Below are 24,131 nucleotides of genomic sequence, written 5' to 3' on the forward strand. Positions count from 1 at the left end.
GATGCATCAGTCGGCCGAGTGCTGGGGGTGCCGGATGTGCACGAGCTGCACACCGCCTGCGGCGATGGCTGCTCGGATGCTCGGAACGATCTCGCCATCGGACGCGACGCGCGTGCCCGTGGCGCCGAAGGCATCCGCCAGTGCCGCCCAGTCGGGCTGCACCAGGTCGACGCCGACGGGCGCGATGCCGCGGTCGAGCTCGTTCTGCTTGATCTCGGCGTAGCCGCCGTTGTCGACGCAGACGATCGTGAGGTCGAGCCGCTGCTCGATGGCGGTGGCGAGCTCGTTGACGCAGAACATCAGCGCGCCGTCGCCGATCACGGTCACGACAGGCCGCTCGGTCTGCGCGACACGGGCGCCGATCGCGGCCGGCAGGCCGTAGCCGAGGGTGGCGTAGGTGGGCGTGTAGAGCAGCGAGTGCGGGCGCGACTGGCGCAGCACGTTCGCGAGCGCCATGTAGACGATCTGCGAGGAGTCGCCGGCCACGATCGCTCCCTCTGGCAGCGCCGCGGCGATCGTCTCCGCGAGCGCGACGGTCTGCGGCAGCGCGGCGCGCGTCTCGGCCAGGATGGTGGCGCGCACGGGCGCGAGGTCCGTGGCCGCGGGCGAGCCCTGCGGCAGATCAGCCAGCACGGCATCGAGCACGGCTGCCGCATCGCCGACGATGCCGACCCGCGCCTCGAGGTTCTTGTGCACCTGCGCGGCCGAGATGTCGATCCGGACGACGGCGCCGCGGGCCTCGAGGGTGGGCGCCCACAGCTCTGCCTCGCCGAGCTTCGAGCCGACCACGATGAGCACGTCGGCCGCCTCAGCGATCGCGCGCGCGGCGGGCAGGCGCAGGTTCGAGCCGAGCGAGAGCGCGTGGTGCTCGTCCAGCGTGCCCTTGCCGTTGAGGGTCGTGAGCACGGGAGCGCCCAGTCGCTCGGCGAGCGCCGTCACCTGACTGCTCGCCCGGGTCGCTCCCCCGCCTGCGACGATGACGGGAGCGCTGGCGTCGGCCAAGAGCGCGATGGCCTCGCGCACGGAGGCGGCCTCCCCCGCCACGGCGGCCGGTGCGGAGCGAGCGGCCCTCGCCGCGGCCGCGACGCCGGCGGGCGCCTCGAGCACGTCGAGCGGGATCTCGATGTGCACCGGCCTCGGCCTGCCGGTGCGGAAGAGCGCGAAGGCGTCGTGCACGGCATCGACCGCCTCGGCCGCACTGGAGACGCGGCGGGACCAGGCGGCGACCGCGCCGGCCATGGCCGACGCATCCTTCGTCTCGTGCAGCGTGCCCACGTCGGCGAACTCGGCGCCGAGGGCGACGCCTGGCGAGAGCACGAGCAGCGGCCGCGACTCGCAGAAGGCGGTGCCGACGGCGCTCATCGCGTTCTGCAGGCCGGGGCCCGAGGTGGTGATGACCACACCCGGCAGCCCGGTCTGCTGCGCCCAGCCGTCGGCGCCGTAGCCGGAGCCCTGCTCGTGCCGGTTCGTCACCGCCCGCATGCCCAGCTCGGCCAGCGGTCGATAGAGCTCGAGGTTGTGCGTGCCGGGGATCCCGAACACCGCGGTCACGCCGTAGGCGCGGATCGTCTCCAGCACCGCGCGTCCCGCGGTGTCGGCGTACTGCTCGCTCATGGTGCCGCCTCGAATCGTCGTTCGCCGCCGACCCAGGTCTGCTCGACCCGGATGCTCGCGATCGCGTCGCTGGCGACCTCGAGCGGGTCATCGCTCAGCACGGCGAAGTCGGCGAGCTTGCCGGTCTCGAGCGAGCCCAGGTCGTCCTCGCGGCCGAGTGAGACGGCGCCCTCCCAGGTGTGCGCCCGCAGTGCCGCCCGCGCGGTCACGCGCAGCGCATCCGACCCCAGCCTGTGCCCGCGGCGCGTCAGACGCGTCACCGAGGTCTCGATGGCCTCGAGCGGGATGGGCTCGGCGACCGGGGCGTCCGAGGAGATCGTGAACGGGATCCCCGCGGCCTCGAACTCGCCGAGCGGGTTGAAGCGCTCCCCCGGCGTGCCGATGGCCTGCTCGACGCCCTCGCCCCAGTTGCGGTAGTGCTGGGGCTGGTTGACGGGGCGGATGCCCGCGGCCGCCATCCGCCGGATCTGGTCGGGCGTCGGCAGGCCGCAGTGCTCGATGCGGTGCCGGGCGTCGGGGTCCGGCCGGTCGGCGAGCGCCTGCTCGATGGCCGAGACGACCATCTCGATGGCGGTGGGCGACTGCGCGTGCGTCGCCGTCTGGAGGCCGGCGGCGTGCGCGCGGCGGATCAGCTCGGTGTACTCGGCAGGCTGGTGGTAGAGCTGCCCCGTGCGGCACGGGTCGCCCACGTAGCCGTCGGGGAAGTAGGCCGTCCACCCGCCCAGCGTGCCGTCGGCATAGAGCTTGATGCCGGCGAAGCTCAGGTGTGCGTTGCCGAACTGGCCGACCAGACCCATCTCGAGCGCCTGGTCGAGCAGGTGCGAGAGCAGGTACATCGAGACGCGCAGCTCGAGGCGCCCGGCCTCGGCCAGCCGCAGGTACATGTCGAGCTCACGCCGGCTCACCTGCGCATCGCCGATCGTCGTGACGCCGCCCGCGAGGAACCGCTGCGTCGCCGCGTCGAGCTGCCGCAGGTGCTCCTCGGGCTCGTCGGCCAGGTGGAAGTTGGGCCCGTGGTGGCCGATCTTCACGCCGTGCACACCGGTGAGGATGTTGCAGGCCGCATCCGAGAGCTCGCCTGTCAGCTCGCCATCGGCGTCGCGGAAGAACGTGCCACCGTCGGGATCCGGGGTGTCGCGATCGACGCCGTTCAGCGCGAGCATGTGCGAGTTGACGACGCCGCCGTGGCCGGAGGCGTTCATCAGGTAGACCTCGCGGTCGGCGGCCACCTCGTCGAGCTCGAAGCGCGTCGGGTGCCGCTGCTCGACGAGGTTGCGGTGCTCGTAGCCGTAGCCGCGCACAGGCCTGCCCGCTGGCAGCTCGGCGGCAGCCGCGCGCAGCAGTGCCACGATCTCGGGGATGCTCTGCGCGCGCTCGGGCCCGCAGTCGACCCACGACATCATCTGGCCGTACATGAGCGGATGCGCATGGGCATCCACGAAGCCCGGCACGACCACCCGCTCGCCGAGGTCGACGCGCTCTGCCGCCAGCCCCGCATCCGTCGCCGCCTGCTCGCACTCGGCGAGCGTGCCGATCGCGACGATGCGGCCGTCGTCGATGAGCATGGCGGTGGCGGTGGCGTCGTCGGGGCCGACTGTGTGGATCGCCTTCGCGGTGACGATGCGCGGCGCGGTCTGCGCCGGGCGGTCGAAGGGCGTGAGCTTCCTCACGGCAGCGGGTTCGCGGTCGTGTCGGTGCGGGCGGTGAACGACTCGGTCACGGGGGCCTCGTCGGAGTGTTGCGGGGCCTTCCAGGTGCAGACGAAGGCGATCGCGGCCATGGCTGCGAACATCACGATGACCGACCAGATGCTGCCCGTCCAGGCGACGAGCATCGTCGCGAACCAGGGCGAGAAGCCGGCCCAGATCGCAGCGCCCAAGCCGTAGGAGAGCGAGATCGAGGTGTAGCGCGCCTGCGGGCGGAACATCTGCGCAAGGATCGCCGCGATCGGTGCGTAGGTGGCGCTCATGGCGATGCGCACGAGCGATGCCATCAGGAAGATGAGCGGCTCGATCTGGCCGGGCATGATCAGCAGGAAGGGCGCGAAGGTCAGCACCGAGGTCACGAGCCCGATGTACATGATGTTCTTGCGACCCCACTTGTCGCCCAGCCAGGCGATCGGGAGCGTGACGAGGAACTCGATGAACGAGGCCACCGTCATGGCGTCGAGGATGAGCGTCTCGTCCATGCGGATCGGCTCGCCCGTGGCGTACGCCGTCGCGAAGGTGGTGGCGAGGTAGTAGCCACCGGTCGAGACCGGCAGGATGCCGATGCCGAGCAGGATCGGCTTCCAGTTGGAGCGCAGCGCGAAGGCCAGCGGCAGCGACTGCTTGCGACCCTCCACCTTCGCGGTGAACACCGGCGACTCCTCGACGCGGTAGCGCACCCACAGCCCGACGCCGATCAGCACGATCGAGAGCAGGAACGGGATCCGCCAGCCGCCGTCCATGATGAAGTCGTCGCCCATGCGCGACATGATCGCGAAGATGCCCGATGCCAGCAGTGCGCCGGCCGGGTTGCCGAGCTGCGTGAAGCCGCCGTAGAAGGTCTTCGACTTCTCAGGCGCGTGTTCGACGCTCATGAGCACGGCGCCGCCCCACTCGCCGCCGACCGCGAGGCCCTGCAGCGCGCGCAGCGCGATGAGCAGGATCGGCGCCATGAAGCCGATGTCCTGGTAGGTCGGCAGGCAGCCGACGAGCACGGTCGCGAGCCCCATCAGCAGCAGCGTGAGCACGAGCGAGAAGCGTCGCCCGAGCTTGTCGCCGATGTGGCCGAAGAGGATGCCGCCGATCGGGCGCACGAGGAAGGCGACGGCGAAGGTCGCGAAGGCTGACGCCGTCTCGGCGAGCGGATCCTCGCTCGGGAAGAACAACGGGCCGAACACGAGTGCGGCGGCTGTCGCGTAGACGTAGAAGTCGTACCACTCGATGGTGGTGCCCACGAAGGCGGCGAAGCCGGCCTTGCGGGCCCGCTTCGTCATCGCCGGGCTGGTGGTGGAGGTCATGGCCGCTCCTTTGCGGATGGGAGAACTGCGTTGGATCGTACGAGCCACCGGGGCCCTTGCCAAGCACAGAACGCCAGAGCAAGCACCACTTCACTGGTGTTCTGCACGTCGAGGTCGTCATTCTTCGCCGTGCCGATGCCTGAAGCGGTCGATAGACTGCGGTTCCGGATGCACACAGGTGCGTTCTCGGGAAATCCGGCGGAAGGCGGCCACGTGGCATTCGACCCAGAGCTCATCCGTGCGCTGCAGGAGGACGGCCGCGCGAGCATCCACGCGCTCTCGGAGCGGCTCGGGCATCCTCGCGCGGCAGTCTCGAGCCGGCTGCGCGCGATGCTCGCCGACGGCGAGGTGCGCGTGGTCGCTGCCGTCGACCCCTCGTTCCTCGGCCAGCACGTGCTCGCGCACGTGTCGATCCGGACCGATGGCGGCGTCGAGCGCGTCGCGGCCGAGCTCCGCGGGCTGCGGGAGACGGTGCTCGTCTCGGCGATCGGCGGCTCGTTCGACATCGTCGCGGAGCTGCGGGTCGGCTCGATGGCCGAGCTGCAGGATCTGCTGGTCGGCCTCCGCGCATTGCCCGGCGTCGCCGACATCAGCACACTCATCTACACGACGGTCGTGAAGGGGTTCTTCGTCTCCGAATACCGCGGCGAGATCACCCTCGACGAGACCGACGTCGCGCTCATCGAGCTGCTGCAGCGCGACGGCCGCACGAGCTATCGCGCGCTCGGCGAGTCGGTGCGCCTCTCCCCCTCGGCCGTGACCACGCGCGTGCAGCGGCTCGTCGACGGCGGGGTGATCAAGATCAGCGCCGTCGAGGCCCGCGGGCTCGCCCACCGGCAGCTGTCGATGGGCGTGGGGCTGAGCATGCGCGGCGGCGACGATCGCATGGTCGATGCGCTGCGCCAGTGGCGCGGCGTCGACTTCGCCACCCGCACGATCGGCCGCTTCGACCTCGTCGCGACCCTGGTGGAGCCCTCCGCCGGGGCGCTGTACGCGAGCCTCGAGCGCATCCGCAGCCACCCTGGTGTCGAGCACGTCGAGTCGTGGCTGCACCTTGCGGTGCTGAAGGAGGACTACGCGCGCACGCTGCGGCCGGCCCAGGGCCGCTAGGCCGGCGCGCCCGACGATCTGCTCTGCTGTCAGCCCTCGCGGATCGTCATGCGCACGATCTGGCCGTCGACGACGCGGAACGCGAACGAGGAGCGGCCGTTGGCCCAGCTGCTGCGCCAGTCACCGATCACCGTGACCTCATCGCCGGCCTCGGTGACCTCGAGCGGTGTCAACGTGCCTGCCGCACCGATGAGCTCCTTGTCGCTCCAGGTCTTGATCGCGTCGCGGCCGACGAACTCCCTGCCCCAATCGTCGACGACGCCCTGCTCGCCGAGGGCATCGAGGAATGCGCCCTCGTCGCTCCGGTTGATGGCGTCGATCAACGACGCGACGGGCTCAGGGATGGTCGGTTCAGTCATGCGCGTGCCTCCGATCGGGTGTTGGTTCGCGAACACTACTCTGCTCAGCCAGTCGCCTCAGGCGAAGGACTGCGCGCCGAGCACCGAGAGCAGCTCGAGCTTCTGAGCGGACTCGCTGCCGGGGGTGGCGGTGTAGACCAGCATCGAGTGCGACTGGGTCGGGTCGAGCAGCGTCTGACAGCTGAGCTCGAGGGCACCGAGCTCCGGGTGCACGAAGTGCTTGACCTCGTGAGGTCGAATGCCGACCTCGTGCTCCGCCCAGACGGCGCGGAACTCCTCGCTGCCTGCCAGCAGCAGCTCGGCCAGCTCAGCGGCCCGCGACCCTTGGCCCTGCCGCGTGACGGCGCCCCGCAGCCCGGAGGCGAACATCCGGGACAGGAACGCGTGGTCGTGTGCCGCATATCGCAGCCTCGTCGCCGGATCGGCGAACCACCGGTAGCCGATGCTGCGATGCGGGCCGCGCAGCGACACGAGGTCACCGACCAGCGCGACGCTGAGCGGCGTCTGGCGCAGCGTCTCGCCGAGCTCGGTGACGATCTCGGCTGGCGTGTCCTGCAGCCGGTCGAAGATGCGCAGCAGGCCGGGGCTGACGTGCTCGCTGGCCCCGCCGCGCGCGGGTGCCTCGTGGCCCGCGAGCCGGAAGAGGTGGTCACGCTCGTCGAGCGTGAGGTGCAGGCCCTGCGCGATCGCGGCGACCATCTGCGGCGAGGGCTGTGGGCCGCGCTCCTGCTCGAGCCGCGCGTAGTAATCGGTCGACATGTGGGCGAGCCCGGCGACCTCCTCGCGGCGCAGCCCGCTCGTCCTGCGGCGCTGGCCGCGCGGCAGGCCGACGTCCTCGGGCTGCAGCGCCTCCCTGCGGCGGCGCAGGAACTCGCTCATGCCACTCCGGTCGATGTCCATCCGCGCCCCCTGACGTGCTGCACCCTTTCTACTGCCAGCGGCCATCCGTCATCCACGGTCTGCCGATCCATGGATCGGTCGACCCTGGATGGCGCGCTCGGCGAGCGTCACGGTGAGTGCACCGACCGATCGCAAGGAGCGCTCCCATGGCACGCGGGAACATCGACATCACAGTCCCCGACCAGACCGGCAAGCGCATCGTGCTCACGGGCGGCAGCGACGGCATCGGCCTCGGCATCGCGACGCGGCTCGCGGCGGCCGGCGGCGAGCTCGTGCTGCCGGTGCGCAACCAGCGCAAGGGCGAGGCGGCGCTCGAGAGGATCCGCGCGGCGGCGCCCGACGCGAAGGTCACGCTGCGCGAGCTCGATCTCTCGTCGCTCGACTCGGTGGCCGCGCTCGGTGCGACCCTGCTGGCCGAGGGCGACCCCATCCACATCCTCATCAACAACGCGGGCGTCATGACGCCGCCGGACCGGCAGACGACCGCCGACGGCTTCGAGCTGCAGCTCGGCACGAACCACCTCGGCCACGTGGCGCTCGTCGGGCACCTGCTGCCGCTGCTGCGCGCCGGTCGCGCTCGTGTGACATCGCAGGTGAGCGTCGCGGCGGCGCGAGGCAGCATCAACTGGGACGACCTGCAGTGGCAGCGCTCCTACGACGGCATGGCCGCCTATCGGCAGTCGAAGATCGCGTTCGGGCTGTTCGGCCTCGAGCTCGAGCGCCGCAGCCAGCGGCTCGGCTGGGGCATCTCGAGCAATCTCTCGCACCCGGGCGTCGCGCCGACGAGCCTGCTGGCGGCCAGGCCCGAGGTGGGGAGGGATGCGGACACGCCGCAGGTGCGCATCATCCGTGCCCTGTCGGCGCGCGGCATCCTCGCCGGCACCCCGCGCACGGCGGGGCTGCCAGCACTGCAGGCGGCCACGGCTGCCGATGCGGGCGGCCTGCTCGTCTCGCCGCGCGGCCCCGGGCGGCTCGGCGGCGCTCCCGCGGAGCAGCGGCTGTACCGCCCGCTGCAGAGCGAGGCGGATGCGCAGCGCAACTGGACGGTGTCGGAGGAGCTGGCGGGGGTGCGCTTCCCGGGCTGATCGGCGTTGCGCATCGGCGGAGGTGGGAGCCGAGTGCCATCCGACGGTTGTTGGCCCCCTCGCCGCAGGTGTCACCGCCCCGCGGTACGTTCGCACCGCCGAGCAGGCGACCGACCCGACGAGCGGAGCCGAGAGATGCTGCCAGCAACCCGCGAGCAGTCGCCGGATCCTGCGCTGGCGCACGCCACGCTGTCGTCGCCCGTGGGCCCGATCACCGTCAGCAGCGACGGCAATGCGATCGTCCGAGTCGCGTGGCGCGCTGCGGCGCCCGACGGCAGCACCGTGACCGACCCGATCCTCACTGCGGCGCTCCAGCAGCTGCGCGCGTACTTCGACGGCGGCCTGCAGCGCTTCGACCTGCCGCTGCAGCTGAACGGAGTGACACCCGTCGCACGCTCCGTGCTCGAGACGCTCCAGACGACCGTCGAGTGGGGCAGCAGCGTCACCTACGGCGAGATCGCGAGACGAGACGGGGCCGGAGTGCCTGCTCGCGCGATCGGCACCATCATGGGCACCAACCCGCTGCCCCTGCTGATCCCTTGTCATCGGGTCGTCGCGAGCGACGGGCTGGGCGGCTACTCCGGCGGCAGTCGCGGTCGCGGCCTCGAGACGAAGCGGTGGCTCCTCGAGCTCGAGGGCGTGCTGCCGCACGGGCTGTTCTGATCGACCATTCGCCCCACCAGCAGCATGCCGACGCTCCAGCGCACCGCGGCCCTCACGCTCGCCACCGTCACCCTCGCGAGCCTCGCCGCCTGCTCTCCCGCTCCCGCGTCGACGCCGACCGCTTCGCCCGAGGCCTCGCGCAGCCGCGCACCGAAGTCGTGACCCGTCACGACGGTCTCCGCGGAGCGCGCGAACCCACAAAAAAGTCCTGAACCGCGACACCGTGTCAACGATGTCGCGGCTCAGGACAACTGTCGGGCTGACAGGATTTGAACCTGCGACCCCTTGACCCCCAGTCAAGTGCGCTACCAAGCTGCGCCACAGCCCGTCGATCTTGCGATCGCGGTGCCCGAAGGCAACCAAGACAGGTTACCGCATCTGTGGAGCGGTTTCGCGCGGATGGCGGGTCTCGATACGCGCCCTGCGGGCGCTACTCGACCCGCGGGTGCGCGGTGGGTCTCGAGACGCGGTCGGCCTGCGGGCGCTACTGGACCAACGAGGACGGGCGGGTCAGGAGCGGCGGCGGACGAAGTCGGCCAGGTCGGCCGACTGGGCGAGGCGCGATGGCTCGTGCACGTACATCATGTGGCCGGCCTCGTAGTAGCGGTGCTCGAGGTTCTCGCGCAGTGTCTCCGGGATCTGCAGGTGCGCCACCGAGTCCTCCGCCGCCGAGAACGGCGTCGCGCCGTCGAACCAGCCATAGGCGAAGTGCACCGCCAGGTGCGGGTTCTGCCGCATCGCCCGCGAGAGCTTGTCGATCACGTAGACCGGCGCGTTCTCGAACTCCTTGTAGCTCCAGTGCTCGATGACGTTCTTGCCGAAGACGTGGAACGGGCCGGTGTCGCGCACCTCGAGCTCGTGGTGCAGGTAGTGCTGGAACGCCGCCGAGTACGGCCCGAGGATGGCGTCCATCGACGCATCCGCGTCCATGTGCTCGGCGATGCCGGCGGCCGCTGGCCCCGTGAAGCGGGAGTCGAGCCTGCCGACCGTCAGCCGACGGTCGCGCAGCAGCTCGCCGAAGTATCGCCAGTGCTCGATGCGCAGGTTCGCGCGGTCGACGTAGGTCTCCGACAGGCCGGTGAGGCGCGCGAGGGTGACCACCGCATCCGCCCGCTCCTCCACCGTCAGCCGTGCGCCCCGGCCCAGCACGTACGGGTAGTCGCGGGCGGCGTAAGCGCGCGCCTCGTCGACGACCTCCGCGAGCGAACGGCCCTCGTGGAAGCCGTGGCGCCAGGCGGTCGCGGCATAGAAGGGCAGGTAGAGCGCGTGGGCACGATCGCCGCCGCGCTCGAAGTTCGCGGTCGAGAAGTCGAGCACGCTCGAGATGAGCAGCAGCCCGTTGAGGTACATACCCAGCTCGTCCTGCAGGTGTTGGGCGAGGCCGGCGGCGCGCGTCGTGCCGTACGACTCCCCCGCCAGGAACTTCGGACTCAGCCAGCGCCCCTCCGCAGTGACCCACTGCCGGATGATCTCCGCCACCGACTCGATGTCGGCCGTGAAGCCGTGGAAGTCCTTCGCCTTCCGCCCCTCGACGGGCCGCGAGCGCCCGGTCGAGACCGGGTCGATGAACACCAGATCGCTCACCGTCAGCAGCGACTCGGGGTTGTCTGCCACGTCGTAGGGCGGCGGCGCGAGCTCGCCGACATCGCCCATCACGACGCGCTTCGGGCCGAGCACGCCCATGTGCAGCCAGACGCTCGCGGAGCCCGGCCCGCCGTTGAAGGCGAAGGTCACCGGCCGCGTCGCCGGGTCGGCGTCGTCGAGCGTGTAGGCGGTGATCGCGACCTGCGCGCGGGCCTTCCGGCCGCGGAACACGTCGTCCTCGACCTGCTCCTCCCACAGCACCACGCGGCCCGCGCGAGCCGTGTAGGCGAGCTCGCCGTCGGGCGTCTCGAGGGTGTGGTGCGTGGTCACGAGCTCGTCGACGACCGACGGCTCATCCTGCGTGGCGGGTTCGGTCTTCGCGGCGTCATCACTCACCCGAGAGACCCTATCCCGAGCGGATGTGCTGGTTCATGAATGCGTTGACGCCGGTGTCATGCGATCGAATCCGTCCGGGAGGGGTGCGATGGCGGCCCCGTGTCAGCGAGCGCATCGAAGTCGACGGTGCGCAGCAGCGAATCGAGGGAGCGGCGACGCACCGGGAGCGCCGAGGTCGCCGCGACCGCAGCCCGTGCGTCCGGGCGCACTGCGACCTGCGTGGAGCGCATGCCCGCCGTGCGTGCGTCGCCCGACTCGGCGAGCGTCCGCCAGTGCACCCCGCGGCGGGGCGCGCTCCAGCGCTGCGCCTCGCCGACGCCGCCGAGCAGCAGGCGGGAGGGCGCGAGGCGAAGCCCGACGCCCGCTGCCTTCAGGATCGCCTCCTTCTCGGTCCACACCGCGAGGCGCTCCTCGATGTGCGTGGGCGCGCCAGGTCGGCCATCGCGCTCGCGCGGGTGCAACGCGTAGGCGTCGAAGCCCCGCCAGAGCTCGTGCGGCACGACTTCGACGTCGACGCCCACCGACGCATCCGCGGGCCCGACGACGGCGAGCACGAGATCGCCGGAGGTCGAGCTCGACAGCGACATGCCTGCGGCGCGCGGCCGCCCGTGCTGCTCGCCGCAGCGGTCACAACTGCGGTCGATCGAGAGCGACGGCAGCTCCTGCAGCGGAAGACCGGTCGTCGCCGCCGCAAGCAGCCGCAGCCCCAGGCGTCCGGCCAGCGTGCGTCGCGCGTCGTCGGATCGCTGCCTGCGATCGGCCGCCGCGAGATCGACCTCGCTCACGAGCGCTCGAGCGCCACGCACACGGCCGGCCGCGCCATCGGCGCGATCGAGCAGCTCGTCGACCGTGGTGATGAGGAGGTCGATCACCGCTCACCGCGCCGTCATCGCCGGCTGATGCGGCGGTACTGCAGCACGGCGATGGGCGCGAAGACCGCGATGATCGCGATGCAGCAGAGCGTCGCGTAGAGCAGCGCGTTGTCGGCAGGCCAGCCGCCCGCCGTCTCGAAGCCGACAGGCGCGTCGTTGCCGAACGCCTGCCGCACCGCAGTGGCGACGGCGGTGATGGGATTCCACTCGGCGATCGCTCGCAGCGGGCCCGGCAGCATGTCGGCCGAGACGAACGCACCGGAGATGAACGTCACCGGGAACAGCCACAGCAGGCCGAGGCTCTGCGCGACCTCGACGCTGCGAGCCGACATCGCGATGAAGGCGCCGATCCACGAGGTCGCGAAGGCGAACAGCAGCAGCAGCCCGAAGGCGAGCAGCACCTGCCCGACATCCGTGTGCACGCGCCAGCCGATCACCAGTCCGCACGCCAGGATCACGGCGACCGACAGCGCACTCGTCACGAGGTCGGAGGTGGTCCTGCCCAGGATCACCCCGACGCGCGACATCGGGAGCGCCCGGAAGCGGTCGATGAGGCCCGTCTGGAGGTCCTTCGCGAGGTAGACCGCCGTGAAGGACGAGTTGAAGGTGAGCGTCTGGGCGAGGATGCCGCCGATGAGGAACTCGCGGTAGTCATCGCCGCCCAGCGCGCTGCCGAAGACGAACGCGAGGATGAGCACGAAGATGATGGGCTGCGCGACGCCGGTGACGAGGGCTCCGGGCGTGCGCCGCACGCCGATGATGTTGCGGCGCGCGACGATGCCACCGTCGCGGGCGGCTCGGATCAGGCCGTTCACGCGGCGGCCCGCTCTGCCTCGAGCCGAACGTCGGCACCGGGCTCGCCGGCACCGGGCTCATCTGCGCCAGGCTCGTCGGGCTCCTCCGCAGGGCTGCCGGTGAGTCGCAGGAAGACGTCGTCGAGCGTCGGCTGCCGCACGGCGGCCTCGACCACTGCGACGCCCGCCCGCTCGAGCAGCCCGAGCACGGTGCGCAGCCCGGCTGCGCCGTCGACGGCGCTCGCCAGCAGCCGCCGCGCTCGCTCGTCGAGCGTCGCATCGGCCGCGGTCTCGCGCATCGCAGCGAGGGCGGCGTGACCGTCGGCGCCAGGAGCCAGCACGATGTCGAGTCGCGCACCGCCCGCCTGAGCCTTCAGCGCTGTCGCGGTGCCCTCCGCGATGATGCGACCCGCATCGATCACAGCGATCGAGTCGGCGAGCTGGTCGGCCTCCTCGAGGTACTGCGTCGTCAGCAGCACCGTCGTGCCGCCCTGCGTCAGCGAAGCGATGGCATCCCAGGTGTCACGACGACCGCGCGGGTCGAGACCCGTCGTGGGCTCGTCGAGGATGACGACGGGCGGCCGAGCGACGATCGCGCCGGCGAGGTCGAGCCGCCGTCGCATGCCGCCGGAGTATGCGCCTGCGCGCTTGCCGTCGGCGATGTCATCGAGGCGGAAGTCGCGCAGCAGCTCGCGGGCACGTGCCTTCGCGTCACGGCGTCGCATGCCGTAGAGCTCGCCGACCATCGTCAGGTTCTCGAAGCCGGTGAGGCGCTCGTCGACGGCCGCGTACTGGCCCGAGAGCCCGAGTCGCTCGCGCACCGCGTGCCCTTCCTGCCGCACCGAGTGGCCCGCGACGATCGCGTCGCCCTCGTCAGGCTCGAGCAGCGTCGCGAGCACGCGCACCACCGTCGTCTTGCCCGCGCCGTTCGGCCCGAGCAGCCCCTGCACAGTGCCCTCGGGCACCTCGAGGTCGACGCCGTCGAGCGCCAGATGGTCGCCGAATCGCTTGCGGATCCCTCGGATCGAGATCACGAGGCGACGCGATCGCGCTCCGGCGCCGGCGTGATGTCCTGCCAGTGCTCGGTCACGTAGTCGAGGCAGGCCTGCTTGGCCGTCGGACCGAAGACCGCGACCCATCCGCGCGGGACGTCTGCGAACTCTGGCCACAGCGAGTGCTGGTCGCGGTCGTTCACCAGCACCCGGAAGGTGCCGTCCTGGTCGTCGAATGGATTCGTCATCGCCCGTCCTTCACTGGTCTCGCGTCGTCATCTGATTTCGTCATCAGTGCTTCGGAGCCCTCCGCTGAACGGTTGTCCCGTCGTCGATCTCGGGCGCGTCGCGCAGCAGGCGGCTGAGCACGGGCGCGATGTCGTCCATGCCGCGATCCCCCAGCACGTCCTGGTGCCGAGCACCGACCGGGCTCGACGTCACCGCGCCGGTGACGAAGGCCTCCCAGGCCTCCGGGCCCGGCCGGCCGGCGGGCACCTGCTCGGTCGATGCGAAGACGTGAAGGCCGCCCTGCACGACCGGCTTCTGTGCGGCGTCCAGCAGCGTGCCGAGTTGCCGGAACCGTCGCACCATCCGCTCGATCGACTCCTCGGGCACGTCGGCGAGCGGGCTGCTCGCATCGCCGAGCGCCTCGCGCACGCGCCCGACATCGAGCGTCCCGTCAGGCGGGCGCACGCCGTTCGCGTCGAGGAAGCCGCGCCACATCGCCTGCTCGCCCTCGACACCGGCGAGCGCCGGCGCCTGCGAGGGGTAGGCGTCGAGGATCGCCAGCAGCGACACACGCTCCCCCGTGGCCTGCAGCCGCGCGGCGATGTGGTGTGCGAGCTGACCGCCGAAGGAGTAGCCGGCGAGCGTGTATGGCCCGTGCGGCTGCTCGGCGCGGATCGCCTCGACGTAGTCGTCAAGCAGCTCATCGAGCGTCGCCGCGAGCGCTGGCTCTGGGTCGTCCGGAGCGATGCCGGGCATCTGCAGCCCGAGGATCGGCCGCTGGGTGTCGAGCCGCGAGACGAAGGTCGTGAACTTCCAGGCGACGCCGCTCGCGGGATGCACGGCGAACACGGGGTGGCCGCGCCCCTCGCGCCGCAGCGGCAGGATCGTCCGGAGGCTCTCCGCCACGTCGGCACCGCCGGAGTCGACCAGCTCGGCGAGCCCCGCGACGGTCGGCGCCTGGAACAGCGCCTGCACCGGCAGCTCGCTGCCGAGCGCCTCGTTGATGGCGCGGATGGTCGGCTGTGCCACGAAGGAATGCCCACCGAGCGCGAAGAAGGAGTCGTCGGCACGCACATCGGCGACGCCGAGGACCTCGGCGAACGCCGCGGCGACCGCCGCCTCGGCGCCGGGAGCAGCCGCACGCCCCGCTCCCCCGCCCGCCCGCAGCTCTGGCAGCGACCGCGCATCCACCTTGCCGTTCGGCGTGAGCGGCACCGCGTCGATCACGGCGATCGCCGCCGGCACCATGTAGTCCGGCAGGCGATCGCGCAGCAGCGAGCCGAGACCGTCGACGAGCTCGTCGCGGTCGGCACCCTCCGCCGGCACGATCCACGCGCCGAGCGCGGCGCCACGAGCGGTGTCGATCGCGCGCACCACGGCCTGTGCGACCCCTTCGGTGCTGCGCAGCAGCGCCTCGACCTCGCCAGGCTCCACGCGGTGGCCGCGGATCTTCGTCTGGTCGTCGCCGCGGCCCAGCGAGACGATCGCGGGTGCGGCGTGGCTGCCGGCGTCGCGGACGACGACCAGGTCGCCCGTGCGGTACATGCGGGAGCCATCGGCGGTGAACGGATCGGCGACGAATCGCTCCGCGGTCGCTGCCGCTCTGCCCGCATAGCCGTGCGCGAGCTGCGCCCCTGCGAGCCACAGCTCGCCGACGCTGCCGACCGGAGCGGGCCGCAGCGCCGAGTCGAGCACGTAGCCGACGGTCGCTGCCGTGGTCGCGCCCAGCACGGGCACCTCCCACTCGGCGACGCGCGCGATCAGCGAGTCGACGCCCACCTCGGTGGGCCCGTAGAGGTTCCAGGCCTCGACGGCGGCGCGCTCGCGCAGCCATGTCCAGAGCCCGGCGTCCAGCGGCTCACCGCCCAGCAGCATCGTGAACGGCGCGTCGACGGGCCGCTCGTCGAGCACGGCCGCGAGGCGGGTCTGCCCCGCGAGCGCGGCGACGTAGCTCGGTGTCGTCTCCCACGCGCCGATGCCCGAGCGCTCGAGCAGCGCGACGAGCGCCTCGGGGTCGCGGCGGGTCGCGTCGTCGACGATGTGCAGCTCGTGCCCGGCTGCGAGCCAGATGATCGGATCCATCGCGGCATCGAACCCGACACCCGTGGTGTGTGCCATCCGCACGCGACGCTCTGCAGCATCCGGCATGAGGGTCGCCCGATGGCTCGCGAGCAGCGCTGCGAGCGCTCGGTGCGGCACCTGCACGGCCTTGGGCACGCCGGTCGTGCCGGACGTGAAGATCAGGTAGGCGGGTGCGTCCAGGCTCGGGGCCGCTCGCGGCGCGTCGTCCGTCGGCGCCTGCAGCAGCGCGTCGATCGGCACGACTCGTGCGGTGTCGATGCCAGCTCGAGCAGCGGCCGTGACGGTGAGGTGGTCGCCATCGGCATCGGCGTGCACCACCAGGCGCGCGCCGGCTGTGGCCAGCATCGTCGCGACGCGCTCGAGCGGCAGCTCCGTGTCGATGGGGGCGACCACTGCGCCGGCCCGCCATACGGCGAACAGGGCCGCCACCGTGTCGATCGAGCGCGGCAGCCGCAGCGCGACGACCTCTCCTCGCGTGACGCCCCGTGCGGCGATCCCCGCGGCGATCGCGTCGATCCTGGCGTCGAGCGCAGCGCCGTCGAGCGCGTGCTCGCCGGCGGTCAGCGCCGTCGCCTCCGGCCGTGCGGCCAGTGAGACAGCGAGCGCCTCGAGCACGGACTCGGGCTCGAGCTCGGCGTCACCTTCGCCGTGCGGCAGGCGACGGACGCTCGGCTCGAGCGGCACGTCGCGCATCGCGCGCTGCGGCTCGGCGCTCGCAGCGGCGAGGAACGAGAGCCATCGATCGACGAGACCCCGGGCGGCGCGTTCAGAGAGCAGCGCGGCGTCGTGCTCGAGCACGCCTTCCACTGCGCCGCTCGGCTGCGGACGCAGGGTGAACGACAGGTCGAGCTTGGCCGCACCCGTCGCATCGGGCTCCAGCCGCGTCGCGGCCACACCCGGAAGGCCGAGCTCGATCCCTGCGGGCTCCTCGACCGTCAGCATCGTCTGGAACAGCGGGTGCCGGCCGAGCCTGCGCTCGGGGGCCATCGCCTCCACGATGCGCTCGAAGGGCACCGACTCGTGCTCGATCGCACGGAGCGTGACGTCGCGGGCACGGTCGACGGCGTCGGCGAGCGACGGGCCGTCCTCGAGGCGCACGCGCAGCGGCAGCGTGTTGACGAAGAAGCCGACGAGCTCGGCGAGATCGGGGTCGCCGCGGCCCGCGGAGGGTGAGCCGATGACGATGTCGTCGCCGCCTCCCACACGCTGCAGGAAGCCGGCCAGTGCCGCGAGCCAGGCGTGGAACCCGCTCGCCCGACGGCCCGCCGCGGACGCCTGCAGCGCCCTGGCGATCTCGGCCGGCACGGTGAACCGCACCCGTCCGGCACGCCGGGCGGCGGAGTCGGGACGCCTGCCGTCGACGGGGAGGTCGAGCTCGGTCGGGATGCCCGAGAGCTCGTCGACCCAGGCCGCCAAGCCGGCCGCGTGACCGCTCGCATCAGCAGCCTCGAGCGAGGCCCGCATCCGCGCCCAGTCTGCGTACTGCACCTCCAGCGGCCGCTGCAGTCGCGTCGCGCCGCCCGCCCGGGCGGCGTAGGCGGTCGCGAGGTCTCGCACCAGCGGCGTGAGCGACGCGCCATCGGTGGCGATGTGGTGGATGACGAGCTCGAGCCGCCAGGTGTCGACGCCGGTCTCGATGAGCGCGGCGCGCACCGGCAGCTCAGTCGTGAGGTCGAAGCCGCGGTCGAGCTGGATGGGGACGTCGCCGACGATGTCGGCGCGCGGCTCGTGGATCTGCTGGACCGGCCGACCGTCGATCTCCGGATAGCTCGTGCGCAGCACCTCGTGGCGCTCGACGAGGTCGTCGACCGCGCCGCGAAGCGCAGCGGTGTCGAGCGCACCCGCGAGGGCGGCCTGCAGCACGACCGAGTACTCGGCGGAGGTCGGATCGAGCCTGTTGAGGAACCAGAGGCGTGCCTGGTTCGGCGACAGCGGCAGCTGCTCGCCGTCACGCCGGGGATGCTCAGCGGCCCACGCGCGCAGCGCAGGCGCGGCGCTCGCCGCGGCCTCGTTCGGTGCCTCGTCCGCGCGCCCCGCGGCGACCAGCAGTGCGGCGGGCGTCGGCGACTCGAAGACGGCACGCAGCGGCAGCGCGACCCCAAGCTCGTCTCGCAGCCGCCCCATGAGGGTCACCGCGAGCAGCGAATGCCCGCCGAGCGCGAAGAAGTCGTCGTCGAGGCCGACGTCCTCGACCCCCAGCACCTCGCCGACGATGCTGCAGATGGCGCGTTCGGCATCGGTCTGCGGCTCGCGCGAGGCCGCGCTGCCCGCGGGCTCTGGCATGGCTGTGACATCGACCTTGCCGTTCGGCGTCAGCGGCACCGCGTCGATCGCGGTGATCGCCGTCGGCACCATGTAGCCCGGCAGCAGCTCGGCAGCGGCCGCGCGCACGACATCGACGTCGACATCCCCCGTCACCCACGCGGCGAGGCGCGCGGTGTCCGGCCCGCCCGGCGCGATGACGCGCACGACCGCAGCGCCGACTCCGGGCGCTGCACCGAGCGCACGCTCGACGTCGCCCAGCTCGATCCGGTAGCCGCGCAGCTTCACCTGGTCGTCGTCTCGCCGCAGGAACTCGAGGCTGCCGTCGCCGGCGCGACGGACGATGTCGCCGGTGCGATACATGCGGGTGCCGTCGCCGTGCGTGTCCGCGACGAAGCGGCCGGCCGTCTCCACGGCGCGCCCGCGATACCCGTGCGCGAGCGAGGCACCGGAGAGATAGAGCTCCCCTTCGACGCCCGGAGGCACCGGCTGCAGGAAGCGATCGAGCACGCGAGCGGTGGTGTTCGCAACCGGTTCGCCGATCACGACGCGACCCTGGGCCGCGATGCGCGCGACCACGGCATCGATCGTGCTCTCGCTCGGGCCGTACAGGTTCCAGGCGTCGATGCCGGCCGCGACAGCCAGGCGATCCCACAGCCGCTGCGGCACCGACTCGCCGCCGAGGGCGAGCGTGAGCGCGCGGCCGCGATCGGCCACCGCTTCGAGCAGGCCGACGGCGACGAGCTGCTGCGCGTAGGAAGGGGTTGTCTCCACCACGTCGATGCCGCGCGCGAGGATCGCGCGCACCACGGCCTCGCCGTCGATGCGCGTCGCCTCGTCGGCGATCTCGAGCGCCGTGCCCGCGACGAGCCACAGGATCGGGTCCCAGGCCGCGTCGAAGCCGAGCCCCGAGAGGTGCAGCATGCGCGGTGCGCCCGCTGCACGCTCGCGGACGGGCGCGATCATCGCGTCCTCGTGCTGTGCGAGCACGTTCGCGAGCGCCGCGTGCGGCACCTGGACGCCCTTCGGCGCTCCCGTGGTGCCGGATGTGTACACGAGGTAGGCGACGTCGTCCGGCCGGGGTGCCGGCGGCAGTGCGGCATCCCGGTCGATCAGCTCGTCCGGAGCGACGACAACTGCGCCGGTGCCGACGCCCGCGGCGATCGCTTCGAGCCGCTCGGCGTCCACCCCGACCACGAGCCCCGGATCGGCACCCTCGAAGATCTGGGCGATGCGCGCATCCGGGTAGGCGATGTCGATCGGCACGACGACCGCGCCGGCTCGGAGCGCGGCGAGCACCAGCGCGACGGCATCGGCGCCGCGCGGCAGCGCCACGGCGACGCGTGCGCCCCGCTCGATGCCGCGTGCCGCGATCCCTGCGGCGAGGGCGTCCACGCGCTCGACGAGCTCAGCGAACGACAGCGTGCCGCTCTCGTCGACGAGCGCATCCGCATCCGGCATCCGCATCGCGGTCGCGCGGAGCGCATCGAGCACGGTTCCGGTCGCCGGCAGCGTCGGGCCGGCGGCCACGCGCTCGAGCCACCCGGCCGTCTCGGCGTCGACCGAGGGGATGTCCGAGACACGCCGATGCGGCGCGTCGACGAGGGCGTCGAGCACGCGCGCGAGCGCATCGCGCATCCGCACCACGGTCGGCTCGTCGAAGAGCGCCCGGTCGAAGCCGAGGCTCGCGACGAGCGAGCCGGCCTCCCCCTCCGGAGTCGCGACGTCGATGAGCAGATCGGCCTTCACGCCGGCGCTGGTCGTCTGGGCAGGCACATGCACCCGCACGTCGCCGAGGTCGAGCGCTGCGGGTTCGGTGCTCTGCAGGGTCAGCAGCACCTGGAAGAGCGGGTGGCGATCGGCGACGCGATTCGGTCGCATCGCGTCGACGACCGCGTCGAACGGCACGTCCTGGTGCGCATACGCCGCGGTGTTGCTGGTGCGCACGCGCTCGAGCAGCTCTTCGAGCGTCGGGTCTCCCGCGACCGAGGTCCGCAGCACGACGGTGTTCACGAAGAAGCCGACGAGCTCGTCGAGCTGCGGGTCGGTGCGGCCCGCGACGGGCGTGCCGAGCACGACATCGTCGCCGGCGCCCTGCTGCTCGAGCATCGCGACGACGGCGGCGTGCAGCACGATGAACAGGCTCGTGCGGTGCTCGGCCGCGAGCTCGCGGAGCGCGGCGTGGCGCCTGGCGTCGAGCTCCAGGCGCACTTCGCCCACGCCCTCGAGTGCAGGGTCGTGGGAGGCGGCGGTGCCGCGAGCGCGATCGCGCGGCAGGGCGATCTCCTCGGGAGCCCCCGCGAGGGCCTCGCGCCAATGCGCGAGCTGCGCGGCGAGCTCGCTGCCCTCGTCATCCGGGTCGCCGAGGTGCTCGCGCTGCCAGAGCGCGAAGTCGGCGTAGTCGACCGGCAGCGGGGTGGGGCTGGGCTCCTCGCCGGCGGCACGGGCGCGGTAGGCCTCGCCGAGGTCGCGCGCGAACGGGGCGAGCGACCAGCCGTCGCTGGCGATGTGGTGCATCGTGGCCACGAGCACATGCCGATCGGTGCCGACACGCAGCAGCATGGTGCGCAGCGGCACCTCGCTCGTGACGTCGAAGGGACGGCTCGCCTCATCGCGCACGACAGCGTCGATCCGGTCGGCGGGCACGTCGACCGCGATCACCTCTGGCAGCGCCGCGTCGGCCGCGAGCACGCGCTGCACGGGCTCACCATCGACGAGCGGCACGATCGTGCGCAGCGGCTCGTGACGGCGCACGACGTCGCGCAGCGCCTCGCGCAGGGCAGGCTCGTCGAGTGCGCCGTCGAGGTGCAGCACGATCGGGATGTTGTACGCGGCGGAGTCCGGCTCGAGCCGGTTGAGGAACCACAGCCGGCGCTGCGCGAGCGAGACCGGCAGCGGTTCGGGTCGTGGCGCGCGCGCGAGGCGCGGGCCGCGAGCTGCGCCATCGGCGTCACCGACGCGGGCGGCGAGCGACGTCCCGGTCGGGTGCTCGAACACGTCGCGGACGCTGACCTTGGTCTCCAGCCGCTCCGAGAGCAGCGCCGCGAGGCGCGTCGCGAGCAGCGAGTGCCCGCCGGCGGCGAAGAAGTCCTCGTCGACGCCGACGCGATCGATGCCCAGCACCTCGGCGATCGCCTCCACGACGACGCGCTCGACGCGTGTGCGAGGCTGCTGCGCGGGGTCTGCGGCGCTCCGCTCCGGCGTGGGCAGGGCCCGGCGGTCGAGCTTGCCGTTCGGGGTCATGGGCATGTCGTCGAGCACCATGACGGTCGACGGCACCATGTAGTCGGGCAGCGTCGTGCGCAGCGCCTCGCGCACGGCGGCCCCGAGCCCGTCGGTGGAGCCGGAGCCGGAGCCGGAGACATAGCCGACGATGCGCGCGGCGGCGCCCTCGCCGTGCACGACGACGGCAGCGCGGGCGACGCCGGCCTCGCGGCGCATCGCCGCCTCGACCTCGGCGAGCTCGACGCGGTAGCCGCGGATCTTCATCTGGTCGTCGAGCCTGCCGACGAAGCGCAGCGAGCCGTCGCGGCGGCGCCGGACGACGTCGCCCGTCCGGTACATGCGTGAGCCGTCGTCCGCGAAGGGATCCGCGACGAACCGCTCGGCGGTCAGGCCGGACTGCCCGATGTATCCGCGAGCGACGTTGGTGCCCGCGAGGTAGAGCTCCCCGACCGCACGACCGGGCACGGGTGTGAGGCTGGAGTCGAGGATGTAGTGGCGGCTGTTGCGCACGGAGGAGCCGATGTGCGGCTGCGCCCCCTGCACGATCTCGGCGACGAGGCTGTCCACCGTCGTCTCGGTCGGGCCGTAGAGGTTGACGGCGCGCAGGTCGTCGCGCGCAGCAAGCGCATCCCACAGCGCAGGGCCGACGGCCTCGCCGCCGAGCGCGATCTCGGTCGGGTGCGGATCGGCCTCCAGCAGCCCAGCGGCGAGCAGCGCCTCCGCGAACGAGGGCGTGGTCTCGATCGCGTCGATGGCGTGCTCCGCGAGGTGCGCGACGAGGCGCTCGGGGTCGCGGCGCGTGTCGTCGTCGATCATGTGGAGCTCGTGGCCGGCGAACAGCCACAGCAGCGGGTCCCACGCGGCATCGAACGAGAGCCCGGCGGTGTGCGCGACGCGCAACGGGCGCCCGAGCCGTTCCGCGGCAGGTGTGAAGAGCTTGTCGCGGTGGTGCTGGAAGAGGTTGCGCAGCGCTACGCCGTCCACGCCGACGCCCTTGGGGCGACCGGTGCTGCCGGAGGTGAACACCACGTAGGCGAGGTCGTCGACCGAGCGCCTCGGAAGCCCGGCAGCGTCGCTGGTCGCGCGCTGCCACGTGCTGGTATCGGCGTCGACGGCGAGCGTCGGCACGTTCCAGCGCGCGCCAGCGGCGCGGTCCCGCTCGAGCTGGCCTGTGCTCGTGAGCAGCAGCAGCGGCGCGGCATCCTCGATCATGCCCACGACACGATCGCCTGGGTACTCGGGGTCGAGCGGCACATAGGCGCCGCCGGAGCGGAGCACCGCGAGCACGAGCATCGGCAGCAGTCGGCTGCGCTCGATGCGCACCGCGACCTGCGTGCCGGCACCGACGCCCTGCGCGACGAGGTGGTGGGCGAGGCGCGTGGCCTCCGCGTCGAGCTCGGCGAAGGTGAAGGTGCCGTCGGCGGCGACCACCGCGGTCGCGTCGGCCCGCTGGCGCGCCGCGAGCGAGAAGGCGTCGAGGATCGACTCCGGCGCGAGCCGTTCGCGACCGCCCTCGCCGAGGGCGAGCATCGCCGCGGCCTCTGCATCACCGACGACACGCGCGTCGACGACGGCACCGGTGCCGTCCTCGAGCGCCTCGTCGATGAGCGCGAGCATGCGCTCGAGGTGCTCCTCGAGCGTCTCGAGCGAGTGTGCGTCGGCATCCCCCTCGAGCTGCAGGCGGGCCTGGGCGGCGTCGCTGTACAGGCCGGAGACGACGATCGACAGGTCGTGCACGGGCCCCGTGGAGAGGATCTCGATCTCGCCCTCTGCCTCACCGAATCGGATGGCGTCGATGACGGGCAGCAGGTTGACGGAGGGCCCGGCATATGCGGGTGCGCCCTCGATGCGCTCGACGCGGAAGCGCTGCGCCCGGACGGCGCCGCGCACGACGGCGCCGGTGTGCGCGACGACGTCGTCGATGCTCGCGCCCGGATCGACGTCGATGCGCAGCGGCAGGATGCTCGAGAGCATCGACGGCGTCGTCTTGGCGACCTTGCCGCGACGGCCGGTGACCGGCAGGCCGAGCGAGACGCGCCGCTCGCCGGTGATCTTCGAGAGGTAGATCGCGAGCAGCCCGACGATCGTCTTCGGCAGGTCGCGTCCGAGCGAGGCGAGGCGCGCGGCACGCGCTGCGCCGAGCAGTGCAGAGGCCCGCACCACGCGGCGCGCGACCGCACCGGTCGACCCTTCCAGGCCCACGACCGGCGCATCGTCCGCGAGCGCCGCGCGCCAGTGCGTCTCGTCGTCTGCACGCTGCGGCGATGCCTCGTACTCCTCGATCGAGGCATGGAGCTCTTCGAGCGAGGGCAGCGGGGAGGGGAATCGCGCCGCGAGGTGGGCGAGCGGTGCAGCAGCGAGCCGCTGCAGGCGTCGCGGGATGCCTCGAGCGAGGCGTGTATGGAGGGCAGCGAGGTAGCGCAGGGCGATGACGGCCGAGTAGCCGTCGAGCACGATGTGGTGGACGCGCTGGAAGAAGGTGGCGCGGTCGTCGGCGACGCGGAACAGGATCGCGCCGAAGAGCTCGTCGCCCTGCAGGTCACGCGGGGTCGACATCTCGGCGTCGACCCGCTCGCGGGCGAGCGCCCGGGCCTCCGTCTCGCCGAGGTGACGGAGATCGACGACCTCGAGCAGGTCATCCGTGGGCCGCGGCCGAGCCAGGATCGCGTAAGGGCCATCTGCGTCCTCGCGGAAGCGCAGGCTGAGCGAGTCGAGGTCGGCGATCGTCTTCGTGAGCGCCACACGCAGCAGGGCGGGCTCGAGGGCCCCAACCAGGTGCAGTTGCTGCCCGATCTGGTATGTCGGGTTGTCTGCGTCGAGCTGCTGCGCGTACCAGATGCCCCGCTGGGCGTCCGTGAGCGCAACGCGCTCGTTGCCGGTCGTGCTGTCAGTGTGCTGCGTGGCGGTCGTCACGAATGCGCTCCTCAATGGAGGAGCCCCGCCGCAGCGGGGCTCCTGTCC

15 protein-coding genes and 1 tRNA gene are annotated in these 24,131 nt (G+C 72.3%); 4 read left to right on the forward strand and 12 right to left on the reverse strand.

Annotation, left to right across the window (positions count from 1 at the left end):
• Positions 1 to 6: 6 nt before the first annotated feature.
• Genes MKD51_RS11380 through MKD51_RS11390 form a run of 3 tightly spaced genes read right to left on the reverse strand, consistent with a single transcriptional unit; the run spans position 7 to position 4,618 of the window.
• Positions 7 to 1,614 carry a thiamine pyrophosphate-dependent enzyme gene (locus MKD51_RS11380; protein WP_240240420.1) on the reverse strand — a complete coding sequence of 536 codons (1,608 nt, stop codon included), beginning with the start codon at positions 1,612 to 1,614 and terminating at the stop codon, positions 7 to 9.
• Positions 1,611 to 3,284, reverse strand: coding sequence for an amidohydrolase (locus MKD51_RS11385; protein ID WP_240240421.1), 1,674 nt, complete (start codon positions 3,282 to 3,284; stop codon positions 1,611 to 1,613). Before MKD51_RS11385 ends, MKD51_RS11380 begins: the two co-directional genes overlap by 4 nt.
• A complete protein-coding gene (locus MKD51_RS11390; protein ID WP_240240422.1) occupies positions 3,281 to 4,618 on the reverse strand; it encodes an MFS transporter in 1,338 nt (445 codons plus the stop codon). Before MKD51_RS11390 ends, MKD51_RS11385 begins: the two co-directional genes overlap by 4 nt.
• 213 nt (positions 4,619 to 4,831) lie before the next feature.
• On the opposite strand from MKD51_RS11390, the gene MKD51_RS11395 reads away from it, so the two are divergent.
• A complete protein-coding gene (locus MKD51_RS11395; RefSeq protein ID WP_240240423.1) occupies positions 4,832 to 5,728 on the forward strand; it encodes an Lrp/AsnC family transcriptional regulator in 897 nt (298 codons plus the stop codon).
• A gap of 29 nt (positions 5,729 to 5,757) precedes the next feature.
• Here MKD51_RS11395 and MKD51_RS11400 read toward each other — a convergent pair whose 3' ends face one another.
• Both MKD51_RS11400 and MKD51_RS11405 read right to left on the reverse strand, forming a co-directional pair.
• Positions 5,758 to 6,087 carry a nuclear transport factor 2 family protein gene (locus tag MKD51_RS11400; protein ID WP_240240424.1) on the reverse strand — a complete coding sequence of 110 codons (330 nt, stop codon included), beginning with the start codon at positions 6,085 to 6,087 and terminating at the stop codon, positions 5,758 to 5,760.
• A gap of 57 nt (positions 6,088 to 6,144) precedes the next feature.
• The gene (locus tag MKD51_RS11405; protein ID WP_240240425.1) at positions 6,145 to 6,987 is read right to left on the reverse strand and encodes a helix-turn-helix transcriptional regulator; all 843 of its coding nucleotides are present in this window, start codon (positions 6,985 to 6,987) and stop codon (positions 6,145 to 6,147) included.
• Positions 6,988 to 7,133: 146 nt separating this feature from the next.
• Here MKD51_RS11405 and MKD51_RS11410 point away from each other — a divergent pair, with 146 nt between their 5' ends.
• From MKD51_RS11410 to MKD51_RS11420, 3 genes are all read left to right on the forward strand, one after another.
• Positions 7,134 to 8,072, forward strand: a complete 939-nt coding sequence (locus MKD51_RS11410; RefSeq protein WP_240240426.1) for an SDR family oxidoreductase — start codon at positions 7,134 to 7,136, stop codon at positions 8,070 to 8,072.
• Positions 8,073 to 8,207: 135 nt separating this feature from the next.
• Positions 8,208 to 8,735, forward strand: coding sequence for a methylated-DNA--[protein]-cysteine S-methyltransferase (locus MKD51_RS11415; protein ID WP_240240427.1), 528 nt, complete (start codon positions 8,208 to 8,210; stop codon positions 8,733 to 8,735).
• 24 nt (positions 8,736 to 8,759) lie between these two features.
• Complete coding sequence (locus tag MKD51_RS11420) at positions 8,760 to 8,897, forward strand: hypothetical protein (protein WP_240240428.1); 138 nt, start codon at positions 8,760 to 8,762, stop codon at positions 8,895 to 8,897.
• 92 nt (positions 8,898 to 8,989) lie between these two features.
• Here the strand turns inward: MKD51_RS11420 and MKD51_RS11425 are convergent.
• The 7 genes from MKD51_RS11425 to MKD51_RS11455 form a co-directional block, all read right to left on the reverse strand.
• A tRNA-Pro gene (locus tag MKD51_RS11425) sits at positions 8,990 to 9,063 on the reverse strand.
• 182 nt (positions 9,064 to 9,245) lie between these two features.
• Entirely contained in the window at positions 9,246 to 10,715 is a 1,470-nt protein-coding gene (locus MKD51_RS11430; RefSeq protein WP_240240429.1) for a peptidase S10, read from the reverse strand.
• A gap of 56 nt (positions 10,716 to 10,771) precedes the next feature.
• A complete protein-coding gene (locus MKD51_RS11435) occupies positions 10,772 to 11,587 on the reverse strand; it encodes a 4'-phosphopantetheinyl transferase superfamily protein (protein WP_240240430.1) in 816 nt (271 codons plus the stop codon).
• A 14-nt stretch (positions 11,588 to 11,601) separates the two neighbouring features.
• Positions 11,602 to 12,402 carry an ABC transporter permease gene (locus MKD51_RS11440; RefSeq protein WP_240240431.1) on the reverse strand — a complete coding sequence of 267 codons (801 nt, stop codon included), beginning with the start codon at positions 12,400 to 12,402 and terminating at the stop codon, positions 11,602 to 11,604.
• Positions 12,399 to 13,415: an ATP-binding cassette domain-containing protein gene (locus tag MKD51_RS11445; protein ID WP_240240432.1), complete on the reverse strand. Its 1,017-nt coding sequence runs from the start codon at positions 13,413 to 13,415 to the stop codon at positions 12,399 to 12,401. Before MKD51_RS11445 ends, MKD51_RS11440 begins: the two co-directional genes overlap by 4 nt.
• A complete protein-coding gene (locus tag MKD51_RS11450; protein WP_240240433.1) occupies positions 13,412 to 13,621 on the reverse strand; it encodes an MbtH family protein in 210 nt (69 codons plus the stop codon). The genes MKD51_RS11445 and MKD51_RS11450 overlap by 4 nt, the downstream gene beginning before the upstream one ends.
• 43 nt (positions 13,622 to 13,664) lie before the next feature.
• Positions 13,665 to 24,083, reverse strand: coding sequence for a non-ribosomal peptide synthetase (locus MKD51_RS11455; RefSeq protein ID WP_240240434.1), 10,419 nt, complete (start codon positions 24,081 to 24,083; stop codon positions 13,665 to 13,667).
• Positions 24,084 to 24,131: the final 48 nt, after the last annotated feature.

It is taken from the genome of Agrococcus sp. ARC_14 (assembly GCF_022436485.1).
Lineage (GTDB): Bacteria > Actinomycetota > Actinomycetes > Actinomycetales > Microbacteriaceae > Agrococcus.